Raw genomic sequence first — 11,009 nt, 5'->3', positions numbered from 1 at the left:
CGGCGGCGGCGGCGGTGGCGGCATGATGGGCCCCGGCGGCGGCGGTGGCGGCGGCATGATGGGTCCTGGCGGCGGCGGTGGCGGCCAGATGGGTGGCGGTAACCGTGGTGGCGGCGGCGGCGGTCGTGGCGGCCGGTAAGGAATGAGGTAAAGGCCCGATGGCCTTTGATGTGGAAGCCTCTCCCTGTATGCGTAAGGCAGGGAGAGGCATTCATTGAATAAGTGACCCCGGCGGAAGTTCATTAGTGTTTCGTGGTGTTGAGGAGGTTAGTACCTATGGAAAAAAAAGATGCCCTGGTGATTATCATTCTAATCATATTGGCGACATTTCTAGGCTCTGTCATCGTGACCCAGCGCCCTCCAAGGGCAGTGGTCACAAGAAAGGGAGAAAAGGCGAATGTGGTGAATATTTTTATCCACCCCAAGCTCAAGCAGCCCGATCTCACCATCAACCAGTTGATCTCCGGCACGATGGTGCTCAATGCAGACAGGGAATACGCTCTCAATGACAGGCAGAAAAAGGATATGCTCGCGTGCCTTGGCGAGATTAAGCAGAAGCAGCAAGATTATAAGAAACTCTCCAATGAAATTGATGACTCCAAGGATAAGATTCTGAAAGTGCTCACGGAAAAACAGGTGAAGTTTATCACCCAGAACAAGGAAGAAATAATGATACAGTTCCAGGCACGCATGGGGAGAGCGGGGTCGGAAAGCTCCGAGTTGCTCACCCAGTTTGAGAAGACCCTTAACAAGAAGTAAGGCGCACGACGCTGATTATTATATGAGGAGGCTTATTCATGGGGAAAAATGATGCGTATCTGATAGTGCTGCTGATAATTATTGCCGTTGCGCTTGCCTTGGGGATCATGGTAAAGAATGCCCATCTGGCGGTTATGACGGAGCCGCAGCAGACCCGCTCCAATGTGCTGGTTATCTTCGAGGCCCCGAGAACTACAGATCGGCTTTCGCTTGATGACGTGCTCATGGGAGTGATGATGCTGGGCTCTTCAAAGGATGTGAGCCTCAATGAGAGCCAGAAGACAGAGATCCAGAAGATCATCGGTGATATGAGGCCCAAGCAGGAAGAATTCAAGACTTTCGTCAAGAGTGTCGATGGAATTGTGAAAAAGATGGCCAATGTGCTCACCGAGAGGCAGAAGACCTATATACACCAGAATATGGACAACCTCAGGATGGGACTTTCATCTGATGAGGCGGCGGCACCGGGCCAGAATATCATCGACATGCTGGAGAAGGATCTTTTCCAGGACAGGCCGGAGAAAACGAACTGAGAGCGTCATCTCAGGGCCTGCTGCCTGAGAAGTCTATGAAATTCCTTATATAGAGGGAATAGAGAAAAGAAAGAGACGCGCTGCCGTGTCTCTTTTCTATTTCCCTGAGGGTGGTCTTTCCATCTACCATTTCGATAATGGCCTTTGCCCTGTGTGAGACGGGGATAACCTGCGTATGGTGGATAAGGGCCAGTCCAAATTCCTCCTGGCGCGTAATGAAGCGGGGAGAAGGGCAGAGGTCTTCCTCAAGGGTTATCTCCAGTATTTTTTCGGGGAGGCGCTCCTTTTTGACGTGACCCCTGATGAGGGGATCGCAGGGCTCTGAAAGAAGGTCGGCAATGGCCCTGCAGCCCGAGGGACAGTAAGAGAGCTTTATGCACCGGCTGCACTCTCTTGGGAGCTGCTCCCTCCATTTTCTCAGTGCTTTCGATTTCCAGAGGTGCGAGACTTCCTCCTTGAGAAGGCTCCCGATTATCCTCGGCGAGTGGTTGCACGGCCTCAGGTTCCCGAAGGGATCTACCGTTCCGAAGGTGATGCCGGCGAGGCACCCTGATGAGGAAGAGGGGAAAAAGCAGTAGGGCACACAGTTCCCGATGAGGCAGTTATAACCCTGCTTCTGGAGCTCATCGATTTTTTCGAGGGCACCTTGAAGCTCCTCCTCGGAAACGCTGACCCCCTCCCGTGGGATGCCGATATACCTGTTGAATACCGTTCCTTTTGCCCCCAGCTCGCAGGAGAGGTTCACAAGGTCCTCTATATGCTTTGCGTTATCCTTAGTGAGGACGGCATTGGTATTTACTTCAAAGCCGGCCTGTACAAGGGTCCTTATGGTGCCGGTAACTTGCTGGAATGAGTCCTTCCCTGCGAAGCTGAGGTGCGATTCACCTGTGTGGCCATGGAGCGAGACAAGAAAGGAGGAGAGGTGCGCAAAGCTCTGGAACCTGTCGGCCATGGCGTCGGCGTCTTTCCAGAGGCCGTTGGTGAAAATATGATAATACTTTTTTTCTTCCTCGAGGGAGGACAGGATATCAAAGAGGTCGCTCCGGAGAATAGGCTCGCCGCCGGTGATCCTGAACTCCTGCACATAAGGTGAGAGCTTCCTGATGAGCGAATCCCACTGCGGGGCAGTGAGGAGCTTCTCGGAGTGCTCATGAGGAAATACATTGCTGCACCCGGGGCAGTTGCTGTTGCAGAGCGTAGTGACCTCAAGTGATATGACGACAGGCCCTCTCAGCTCAAGTACCATTTAGAAGATTGAGTCTCCAGGCGTAAGGTTTACATGGTATGCAGGAGTATTGGTGTGAGAAAAGGTGGTATTGGAGTGACTGTTGGTATGAGTCGAATACTGGGCAAACTCATGCTGAAGCGACTGAGGGGCGGGAAAGGTCTGGGAGGTGGTAATGCAATTGGTAAGGCGCACTATGGGCGGGCAGTCCGTAGGGAGAAACTCCATGGTCTTCTGGAGCGTCCTGGGGAGTTTCTGGACGTCGGGGAGATTCTCGCTTTTTTCCACCGAGGCCTGCACCTGTTTTGCCGAGAGGCCCATAAAGCTCGCAATGGCAAAAAGGCCCACCATGGACGTGGCAAAAGCCCGGCGGAGTGTGCCGCAGAGCGGGCGCTCAAAAAAGCTGAACTCGTATCCCGGCATGAGTCTTGTAAGAAGCCTCTCAAGAATGCCGGGCTCCCTCACTGTGGAATGGAGCTTTATGAAGACGGGCTGCTCCTGGCGCTCTTCAATGAAGTAGGCTCTCAGCTCCTGCCGGCCGAGGAGTGCCTTAAAGCGCTCAATGCAGGCAAGAGCCGGGGAATCTTTGCAGCCCTTGAAGGATCTGTCCTTTTTCTGAAGGGTGACCTTAAATTTGTAGCTCATGAGAAAGCTCCTTTCCTGATGGGTCGGTGCCCGATTAGGGGGGGGGACCGGGCATTGGACCGGGATTGCTGTTCGTATGGGAGTTTGTGTGAGGAGTCGAATTCTGATGGGTATAGCTGCTGTTGGTATGGTTCAGACTCTTCACAAGCTCAAAGGTATGAGAATCGCTCGTTGAAACGCAGTCAACGGCCGCATAGGCTTTTTCTGCAAAGCGGAAGCTGAGGGGGCAGTCAGAGATCTCTGCCTGGTGCTTCATGGCGGCCTGGCTTTCTTTGCCTTGCTGCGCTTTTTCCCCGGGGGAGCCCGGGGTCAGGATGCTTCCGAAGAGGAGGAGGCATGCCACGGTTTTCGCCATGAAGCCCGTCATCCTCCTCTGCGTAAATGAATATTCCAGGGGATCGCTGAAAAGGGAGATGATTTTCTCGCCAGGTGAGGGCTCCCTGCTTGAAAGAGCGCTGGGCATCAGCTTCACAAGGGGAGCGCTATCATGGCCTTTCGAGGGCTCCCACAGGGAAAGCTGCCGCATGACAAGGCCGTGCATGACGAAGTCCCTCATCTCCTGGAGTATATTCCTCTTCCCTTCTCCGGGTCTGTGAAGGCGCGCCTTTACCGTGAGAGGACTGCCTGGAATACGGTGTGCCATAATGTACCTCAGTGCAAACAAAAGTAAGCCCTTTTCAGGGGGTACTCCTATTATATATGATAGCCCGCTCTTTTTCAAGAGTACCGCTCACTGCCATGGGGAGAAAATTCTCCTACCAGGCAAGTTCCTTGTGACCTCCAAGGATCGATTCGAGCTTGATCTTCACCGATCCTCCCGAAAAGTTCTGTGATCCTGTCTCGTCGGTCCTGGGAAAGTACACATAGCCCTGGGTTTCGCTGTTGGGCCCCACGCCCTTGTCGAGGGAATCCTCGTACCGTGAGGCCGTGACTTTCTGCCCGGCGGAATTGACGAGATACATGTGCCATTTGAAGGGGGCAAGCTGCAGCACCGTCTTCCCCTTGTTCATTATCTTGACGTGGAAGACTGCCGACGTATCGGTTCCCATCTGCTGGACAAGGCCGTTTTTTATCTCAGCGATCTGCCCTTCATCGGTAATTCCCTCCTTGGAGGCAAAAAACCTTGCCTGGGAAGCGATGAGAGCTTCATCGTAATAAGTAACGGCCACCGTCACCACCGATTCCGTTCCCAGCTTCTTGGAAGTGTTGTACTGATTCAAAAGGCCCGACCCTACCGTGACAAGCATCCAGGGATCGGCATAGGAGGCATATGAAAGATAGCCCAGCGCGTTCACGGCAAGCGATACCTCGCCGATGCCCACTCTCATCTGCCCCTTGGGGCCGCTTTTGAAGGATACCACCTTTATCTGGGACTGCAGCCTGTCCAGGTAAGCCTGCGACTCTCCGCCGCCTGTCGAGGGGGCTCCCGATTTCCAGGTATCATTGTTTTTCAGAGCGGGAGGAGGGGGGGTATAGGGCACGGAGAAAGGCTCCGTGGTGACCACATCTCCCACCCTGACGGTCTGGTCACGCTCAAGGGTGACCACGGAGGCCTCTGAGGAGAAAGAGTCAACAAGCACGGTCTTTATCTTTCCCACGGGATTCCCTATGCGGTGCACGTAGAACTCCTGCCCGGGAGCAAGGGAATCATTGGAGCCCTTGTTCAGTATGATCCTGGTGCCTTCTATTCTTATCACCATTGCGGTCAGGGCCTGAGCCCCCCCTGCAGTAATCAAGAGCATCAGAGCTGCCATGAGCGCCGCCCTGACCATGCGGTGAATGTCCATCATGCATCACTCCTTGAAGAGAGCGGTAAAACTTCTCCCTGTAAAGGATATAATCCATTTTCGTTGAATAGTCAAGGGGCAAATTCCGCCCGGGAGGGTGATAACGATTTTTTTCCGTTTCCGTTTCCGCAAAAAGGTCGAGAGAGATCCCAGGAAGGAGATAGCCCTCTTTGTCATCCTCATCGTGGTGATTCTCCTCGCATTCATGGGAGCTCTGCGCTATTTTGTCGTGAAGAGCTCGGTGCTCACCACGAGGGTGGACAGGAAGGTCAGGAATCTCTCCTTTTCGCTGAAGATGGAAAAAGAGGTCTATTATGCCGGTGACGACGTAAAGCTCAGGCTCGGCGTCAAGAACCTGAGCGACAAGCCGGTCTATCTTGAGTTTCCCACGAACCTTGAGGCGGACTTCCTGGTGCAGAGGGAGCAGGATCTTTTCTTTGTGAAAATTCCCTTTGATGTGTGGAAATACTCGGCAAAGGTGGGGCAGGTCAATACGCCCCACACCGTAAAGATTGAGGGGGGCAGGGAAAAGGTCTTCACCGGTATCTGGGATCAGAGCGATTTTGAAGGAAAGCCCGTGGTCCCAGGAAAATATCGGATCACGGGCTCCATTGATACCAAAAATTTCAAGATCAAGCTTTTCCTGAGAGGGGAGACTGCCACCAAGTAGCGTTACTCCCTCTTTCTGAGGCCCTTGATCATCTCGAGGGCGATAACCCCTTTCTGTATCTCGTTGGTTCCTTCATATATCTGGGTGATCTTCGCATCCCTGAAGAGCCTTTCGGCGGGATGGCCATAGCGGATCGAAAGGAGTCCCATGAGGCTCACCACCCTGTTTGCCACTTCCACTGAGACATCAGAGGCGAAGAGCTTCGCCATGGCGGCGTCCCGTGAGGCATGCCTGTCCCCGGAGTCCACCGATCGGGCTACGGCATATATGAGGGCCCTTGTCGCTTCGACAAGAGTGGCAATGGTGCCAAGCTCGTTGTGGAGCTCGGGGATGTCAGGGAGGGCTCCCCGTTCCTTCTGCAGGCCCGCAAGATAGTCAAGGAGCACGTCAAGCCCACCCTGGGCAATGCCAAGACCCTGGGCGGCAACACCGGGCCTTGCCTTGTCGAGGGTCTTCATGGCGACGACGAATCCCAGTCCCTCCCTGCCGAGGAGGTTCTCTTTCGGCACGGGGCAGTCATCGAAGATGAGGTTCATGGTTGTTGAGCACCGTATTCCCAGCTTTTCCTCTTTTCTCCCGAAGGTGAAGCCCTCCCAGCCCTTTTCCACTATGAAGGCCGATATTCCGCGGCCTCCCCTGGATCGGTCCGTTGAGGCAAAGATGGTGTAGGTCTCCGCTTCCTTGCCATTGGTGATCCACTGCTTGTTCCCCCTCAGCAGATAAAAATCCCCCTTTTTTGTTGCAGTGGTCTGTATTCCTGTGGCATCAGAACCTGCTTCTGGCTCAGTGAGGCCGAAGGCAGCCATTTTTTCACCCCGTGCCACGGGGGTGAGATATTTTTTCTTCTGTTCCTCGTTTCCATGGAGAAGTATGGGGAAGCTTCCCAGGGCGTTGGCAGCGAAGCTGATGGCGATTCCCGACGAGACCCGCGAGAGCTCCTCGACGGCGAGGCAGAGCTCCATGACGCTTCCTCCCAGGCCGTCATATTCCCTGGGGAGGAACAGGCCCATGAGGTTCTCTTTGCGCATCGCCTCTATGACCTTCCAGGGAAACTCCTCCTTTTCATCGAGCTCCAATGCGAGAGGCGCAGCCACTTCCTGGGCAACTTTCCTGAATGCCTGCTGGATTCTCTGTTGTTCTTCCGTAAGATGGTAATTCAAGTGGAGTCCTCCTTTTTCTCTCTGGGTGGTTATTTTTTTTTCTTTGTTTCCCTAAAACTGCTGAAAATCCTGTCAGCGGGAAAAAATGGAGGGGAGCATTGAATGGAATGATGCAGGGTTTATGTGACGAGAGGTCCGGGGATTCATGGCGAAGAAGGAAAGGTGCCCTCCCGTGAAAAACTATGGGAGAGTGGAGAAAAGCCCTCTTTCACGTCCCCGGGGGAAATCGGCCTTTTTCCTTGAGGGAAAGGGCATTCTGCTCCTTGTCCTCTCAGGTTACCTTGTCTGTGCGCTGGGAGTGATTGCTCCGGTTCTCCCTGTGATAAGGACCCATGTGGTGGGTGAGCTTGGTCTCATGCAGGATCTCGAGGGAAACCTCTGGGTCCAGTGGTACGTGCACAAGGCCTTATCTTCCGGAATCTCCCCTTTTTACACCGCCCTTGATTATTACCCCTATGGCTGCAATCTTCTTCTTCTTCTCGGGAACATGGCCGATGCTTTTCTCTCTCTCCCTTTCCAGCTTCTTTTTCACCGGTGGGCTTATTTCAACGTCATGTGCATGGCGGTCATCATTGCCAATGCGCTCTCAGGGTATGCCCTGGGCCGCACTCTTCTCTTCAGCCCCGCCGTTTCTTTCATATGCGGGCTTGTGGGAGCCCTCAACCCTTATGTGCTCTTCGAGATCTCCCATGGAAGAGTCGCCCAGTCAATGATATTTCCCATGATGCTTTACCTGCTGTGCGCCCTGCGCTTTTTCAGGGGCACCGCCACCCGCAGGGATCTCTTCCTGGCCGCCCTCTCCTTTGTCATTTCCTGTCTTTTCTACTGGTTTTACGGCTTTTTCCTTGTCATGGTCACTTTCCTTTATTTATGCTGGCTCCTTGCCTCAAAGGAGAGGGGAGTTCTGAAAAAAGCCGCCGCCCTGGCGTGTCTTTCCGCTCTCATGCTTGTCCCTGTGATTCTCCCTTACTGGAGCGCCTATAAGCACTCAGACAGCGATACGGGTATCCGCTTTTTCACTGATTTTCCTCCCGGGGACTCGGTGATGAACGGAGCCTTCGAGGGGAATATCAAATATATCCTGGCTCTCTCGGAATCCCTGAGGAATCCCTTCTCAATGACGCACTTTTCCTCGCCTCCCACCATGGTCCTTGCGATTTTTTTCCTCCCCTTTGCGGCCCTTCTGTTCATGAAGGGCGCTCCTCGTTTCTGGGGAGCGGTCTTTCTCTTCTTTTTCCTCATCTCCCTCGGTCCCTATATGAAGGTGGGAGACACCTTCTATGTCACCGCCCTGGGGAGTCCTGTGCCGCTTCCCTACCTTCTTTTCTACAAGTATCTCCCTTTCTTTTCAAGGCTCTATTACCCCTACCGCATGGAAAGCGTCATGGTGCTGTCAATGGTGATCATGACGGGCTATGCTCTCTCGCGCTTCATGAAAAGGGAAGGTCTCCCCCTGGGGGCAAAATGGGGCATTGTGTCGCTGATTCTGCTGCTCTACGGAGGAGAACTCACTCTGAAAGGGTACCTTCCTGTGCAGGTGTCAAGACCTTGTGCTCCCGCCTTTTATTCCATGATTTCCCGCGAAGGAGCCATTGCCCTTGTCAATGTGCCGATAGGCTACTGTCATGACGCGGTTTTATACCAGATTTATCATGGGAAGGCCATGCTCGGCGGCCCTGGCGAGTTTGATGTGATGAGGTACCCAGGTCGCTACAAGCGTTTTATAGAGGAGAATGCCCTTCTCTGCCGCTTCTTTACCCTGGAAAAAGAGCACTATGTGCCTGTTGAGGAACTCAGGTGCGATGCCGGGAAGCTCTCTCTGAAGGGATTCAAGTATGTGATAGCGCACAGGAGGTTCTTCCAGGCCATGGAAAACCCCGGGGGGAAGCTTGATTATGACGAGGCAATCGCCCTTCTTGAGGAGGTGCTTGGCCCCCCTCTCGCCTCGACTCCCGGGGAAACGCTTTTCCTGCTACCCGGGCGGCCAGTTAAATGACCGCCATGTTATGGAAGTGCAGGCGGAAGACGCTCTGGCCCGCCATATGCCTGCAGTTGCCCACCAGGCGGAATCCCTTTTTTATGCTACCCGGGCGGCCAGGTAAATGATCGCCCCCCCATGAGATGGAAATGCAGGTGGAAGACGCTCTGGCCCGCCTTTTCCTTGCAGTTGCTCACCAGGCGGAATCCCTCGCTCTCCAGGCCGGCCTTTTTCGCAAGAAGGGGGATTGCTTTTATCAGGTGGGCCGCGTATTCCCCTTCCTCAGCCGACATTGCCAGCAGGTCGGGGAAGTGCTTCCTGGGCACGATGAGGATATGGACGGGAGCCTGGGGGCTTATATCGTGGAAGCACACGATCTTGTCATCTTCATAAAGGCGCTTCGAGGGGATCTCCCCCTTGATGATGCTGCAGAATATACATTTCATAGTAAAGGCCTCCTTTGCCGGTAAGAGCCGATCTTTTTATGCTGGTTCTTCCGAGGGCGTGAATATCCTCCAGGAGGGTGGCTTGAGAGCTGTTGCCCCCGGGGGAATAAAAAATTAATTATTCAGCTATTTCTTAAGGTGCATGCTTTTTCAGGGGATACTGGGAGAGAGGGAGGATCTGGGATGCTCCAAGGGGAGGGAAAAATAAAGTGGCGGCGAAATAAAGGGAAGGAATCTTTCTGCCCCGGGATTTTTATCCTCTGCTTGCTATTTTCCTGTTTTTCTGGTATAATTAACGAAATTTTGTTCTCTGCTCCCGTGGGTTCTGAACATGCGGAAAGCCGCCAGAGCGGCATGGAGCACAATGTATGAATTCCAATAAGCGAAGGGGAGAGGTCACCATGAAAAAATTAATCGCCATTATGATGATAATAGGCTTTCTGGGTATCTTTTTCTCTGCCGGGCCCGCTGTGGCAAAGGGGGGAGAGGACAATAAGTTCACCTTCTGGTACTCCCTCCCGCCGGAGCATCACACGCTGATGACAGAGCTTGTCGCGGAGCACAACAAGGAAAAACCTCAGTACACCGTGGTAGTGAAAAATTTTAAATCACCTAATGACCTGTACACCGCTCTTCTCGAGGGGAAGGAGACTCCCGATATCGCTCTTGTCGATGCATCGTGGCAGGAAGACCTTGTAAAGAGCGACAGGATAGTCTCTGTAGAAGATCAGATGCTCAAAATAGCTGCATCAATAAGGGTTGTAGCCAAGATGGACACCTTCAAGCCGCTCTGGAAAAGCTGTAATGTCGGTGAGAAGCTCTGGACAATGCCTTACTTTGCCGTGAACCACGCTCTGATGTACAACCCCGAGATGTTCAAGGACAAGCAGATTACAAGGCCTCCCGTCACGTGGGGCGACCTTGTGGCAATGGGGCAGAAGCTCACTGATCCCGCCAAGGGAGTGTGGGGCTTTTACCTTCCCATGGCGGCCTCGCCGAAGGAGCTCGCCTATCTTTACCAGATCTTTCTCTGGCAGGCCGGAGGGGATATCTGCAAGCCCGAGGAGCTCAAAGTGGCTTACAACAGTGAGTTCGGACAGAAGGCCCTGCAGTTCTGGGTGGATATCATTCACAAGCACCGCATCGCCCCTTCCCGCCCCGACGACCTGAGCAAGGTCGCCATGCTGGTGGGCTCGACGAGAGAATATCTAGAGGCCAAAAAGAAAGGCGTCAATTTCGGCGTGGTGAAGTGGCCTATCAAAAACCAGAACGTGGGCGACATCGTGGTGACCAGCATCGCCATTTTCAAGGGGAGCCCCGAGCGCGTCGAAAAAATGTGGAATTTCACTTACTGGCTCACGGAGTTTCCCCAGGCCTCCAAGTGGTCCCTTGCCACCCATTATCTCCCGGCGAACAAGCAGGTCACCCTCTCGCCGGAATATTTCAGCTATCTTGAAAAGAACAAGGGGATCCGCACCTTCATCGCCCTGCTGGAAAAGGGAAGCGCCAAGCCCGGCATGCGCAATTACGAAGTGATTATGGGTGATCTGGGCGAGAAGATCCTGGAAGCGCTTTCCGGCAGGGTCACCGTTCAGGACGCCCTCAACAAGGCCGCCGGAAGGGCAAATATCATGATCCGCCAGGAGGCAGGCAAAGGGAATGTTTCCTCGATGAGGTAGGGATTCACTGAAAGAGGGTATAAAAGGGAGAATTGTCCCGGACAGTTCTCCCTTTTTTATAGCATCTTTTCATTCAGGAACGCTCGCCGTCAGGGAAAAAGAACCTGTCCCCGTCACTTCAGGATAC

Annotated in this window: 12 protein-coding genes; 5 read left to right on the top strand and 7 right to left on the bottom strand. The window is 53.6% G+C overall.

Annotation, left to right across the window (positions count from 1 at the left end; genetic code table 11):
- On the bottom strand, window positions 1-211 hold a 211-nt coding region (locus RDV48_18710), incomplete at its 3' end, for a hypothetical protein (GenBank protein MDQ7824837.1).
- Between the two features lie 65 nt (window positions 212-276).
- Between RDV48_18710 and RDV48_18705 the strand changes: the two genes are divergently transcribed.
- Both RDV48_18705 and RDV48_18700 read left to right on the top strand, forming a co-directional pair.
- Complete coding sequence (locus tag RDV48_18705) at window positions 277-759, top strand: hypothetical protein (GenBank protein MDQ7824836.1); 483 nt, start codon at window positions 277-279, stop codon at window positions 757-759.
- Between the two features lie 38 nt (window positions 760-797).
- Complete coding sequence (locus RDV48_18700) at window positions 798-1,292, top strand: hypothetical protein (GenBank protein ID MDQ7824835.1); 495 nt, start codon at window positions 798-800, stop codon at window positions 1,290-1,292.
- Window positions 1,293-1,302: 10 nt separating this feature from the next.
- Here RDV48_18700 and RDV48_18695 read toward each other — a convergent pair whose 3' ends face one another.
- The 4 genes from RDV48_18695 to RDV48_18680 all read right to left on the bottom strand — a co-directional run bounded on the left by RDV48_18695 (window position 1,303) and on the right by RDV48_18680 (window position 4,952).
- Window positions 1,303-2,538: a radical SAM protein gene (locus tag RDV48_18695; protein MDQ7824834.1), complete on the bottom strand. Its 1,236-nt coding sequence runs from the start codon at window positions 2,536-2,538 to the stop codon at window positions 1,303-1,305.
- The gene (locus RDV48_18690; GenBank protein MDQ7824833.1) at window positions 2,539-3,162 is read right to left on the bottom strand and encodes a hypothetical protein; all 624 of its coding nucleotides are present in this window, start codon (window positions 3,160-3,162) and stop codon (window positions 2,539-2,541) included.
- A gap of 34 nt (window positions 3,163-3,196) precedes the next feature.
- Complete coding sequence (locus tag RDV48_18685; protein MDQ7824832.1) at window positions 3,197-3,805, bottom strand: hypothetical protein; 609 nt, start codon at window positions 3,803-3,805, stop codon at window positions 3,197-3,199.
- Window positions 3,806-3,917: 112 nt separating this feature from the next.
- A complete protein-coding gene (locus RDV48_18680; protein MDQ7824831.1) occupies window positions 3,918-4,952 on the bottom strand; it encodes a hypothetical protein in 1,035 nt (344 codons plus the stop codon).
- A gap of 94 nt (window positions 4,953-5,046) precedes the next feature.
- On the opposite strand from RDV48_18680, the gene RDV48_18675 reads away from it, so the two are divergent.
- On the top strand, window positions 5,047-5,619 hold the full coding sequence (locus tag RDV48_18675; protein ID MDQ7824830.1) for a BsuPI-related putative proteinase inhibitor: 573 nt from the start codon (window positions 5,047-5,049) through the stop codon (window positions 5,617-5,619).
- Window positions 5,620-5,621: 2 nt separating this feature from the next.
- Here the strand turns inward: RDV48_18675 and RDV48_18670 are convergent, their stop codons facing one another.
- Entirely contained in the window at window positions 5,622-6,779 is a 1,158-nt protein-coding gene (locus RDV48_18670; GenBank protein MDQ7824829.1) for an acyl-CoA dehydrogenase family protein, read from the bottom strand.
- A gap of 172 nt (window positions 6,780-6,951) precedes the next feature.
- Here RDV48_18670 and RDV48_18665 point away from each other — a divergent pair, with 172 nt between their 5' ends.
- The gene (locus RDV48_18665) at window positions 6,952-8,775 is read left to right on the top strand and encodes a hypothetical protein (GenBank protein MDQ7824828.1); all 1,824 of its coding nucleotides are present in this window, start codon (window positions 6,952-6,954) and stop codon (window positions 8,773-8,775) included.
- A gap of 86 nt (window positions 8,776-8,861) precedes the next feature.
- Here RDV48_18665 and RDV48_18660 read toward each other — a convergent pair whose 3' ends face one another.
- Complete coding sequence (locus tag RDV48_18660) at window positions 8,862-9,203, bottom strand: histidine triad nucleotide-binding protein (protein MDQ7824827.1); 342 nt, start codon at window positions 9,201-9,203, stop codon at window positions 8,862-8,864.
- 401 nt (window positions 9,204-9,604) lie between these two features.
- On the opposite strand from RDV48_18660, the gene RDV48_18655 reads away from it, so the two are divergent.
- Entirely contained in the window at window positions 9,605-10,882 is a 1,278-nt protein-coding gene (locus RDV48_18655) for an extracellular solute-binding protein (protein ID MDQ7824826.1), read from the top strand.
- The last annotated feature ends 127 nt before the right edge of the window (window positions 10,883-11,009 follow it).

The sequence above is a fragment of the Candidatus Eremiobacterota bacterium genome, assembly GCA_031082125.1.
In the GTDB taxonomy this organism is placed as follows: Bacteria; Vulcanimicrobiota; CADAWZ01; order CADAWZ01; family Ess09-12; genus Ess09-12.
This window is presented reverse-complemented; position numbering and strand designations above follow the sequence as displayed.